The 1,058-nt window shown below is 64.4% G+C and carries 2 protein-coding genes; both read left to right on the top strand.

From position 1 onward, the window contains the following. Positions 1-464 precede the first annotated feature (464 nt). Complete coding sequence (locus CDN38_RS29815; RefSeq protein WP_161951603.1) at positions 465-620, top strand: hypothetical protein; 156 nt, start codon at positions 465-467, stop codon at positions 618-620. An 86-nt stretch (positions 621-706) separates the two neighbouring features. Beyond that, on the top strand, positions 707-1,058 hold a 352-nt coding region (locus CDN38_RS29810; protein ID WP_438502296.1), incomplete at its 3' end, for a hypothetical protein.

Genomic DNA, 1,058 nt, shown 5'->3' with positions numbered 1-1,058 from the left:
CACGCGGCGCCGCCGCCTACGGAGAAGCTGGAAATCAAGATCAACTCGTGATCTCAGCAGCCATCGGGGGAGAACTCGGGCGACCGTGAAATTTTGAGGTAGGCGTGTCATGATCATTTGTATCCCGTCGGTCGCGTTCCAGTTCTCATCGAGTCGCGAACTATCGAAATGTACATGTCGCGCAACCAATCCCGGGACATGGGTGTTGACCGTCTCTTTGGATGACGACCACGGGGTGCCCATTCTTCAGTGAGGTTGCCGATGGGTGGGTCGCCGAATCGCAGGTTGCTCTTTGTTGGCGTGCACCGTCAGTGTGACGACGTACTGATGGGTGCGCGGCACCCCGCTTACTGTAAGTTCGGATTCCGCGCCAACGACGGCACCGAAATCAACACACGCGAGCTGCCCACGGTGATCGACCTCGTGGAATCGATCGTGAAACGGTTCGCCGTGCTGCCAGGACCATGACCGTCGCGCCGCTCATCCTCGGCATCATCGGCACTGTGCTAGCGGCCGGCTCGCTCGGCTGGCAGGTGTGGTCGTGCGTATTGCAAGGCGCGCGGCCGAAACTTACCCCGGTTGTCGGCTTCCTGACGCCGGGCGGACTCGTGTCCAAGTGAGGCAACCACCGATGTCCGCCACGGCCTTAGGTCAGCCGCCAGCCAGGTGACACTCGGGCCCCTGGTGATGGGGGTGAAGGTCGCCAATGATGTTCGCGCACCGTTCCCACCTCACGGGCTCGGCGGTCCGCGCCGACCCAAGCACCGTCTCCTTCCTCGTACTCGACAACCAGATCGGCGGGCCGCCGATCCCCTGCGATATCGCGCCTGGCGGCGAGGCCGTCTTCGTCACCGAGCTAATCAAGGCCACGGCGCTGGCAGAGGGGGGTAACGCCGTCGACGGCAAGCCGCAACAGATCACTCGAGACCGAGACCTCGCGCGGGAAGCGGCCGGTGACTACCGAGGTGCTGGTATTGACGGTGCGGCCTATGGCGTCGCTGGCGGGCCGGTGCTCGCGGTGCCGGCGCCGGTGTCCCGGCTACGACGGCGGGGACGGG

It is taken from the genome of Mycobacterium ostraviense (genome assembly GCF_002705925.1).
GTDB classification, from domain to species: domain Bacteria; phylum Actinomycetota; class Actinomycetes; order Mycobacteriales; family Mycobacteriaceae; genus Mycobacterium; species Mycobacterium ostraviense.
Note: the sequence above shows the minus strand (reverse complement) of the source record. Positions and strands in the feature narration are given on the sequence as shown.

What these genes read in the sequence shown, in the direction of transcription:
- CDN38_RS29815 (WP_161951603.1), top strand. Translation starts at nt 465, where the DNA reads ATGACCGTCGCGCCGCTCATCCTCGGCATCATCGGCACTGTGCTAGCG.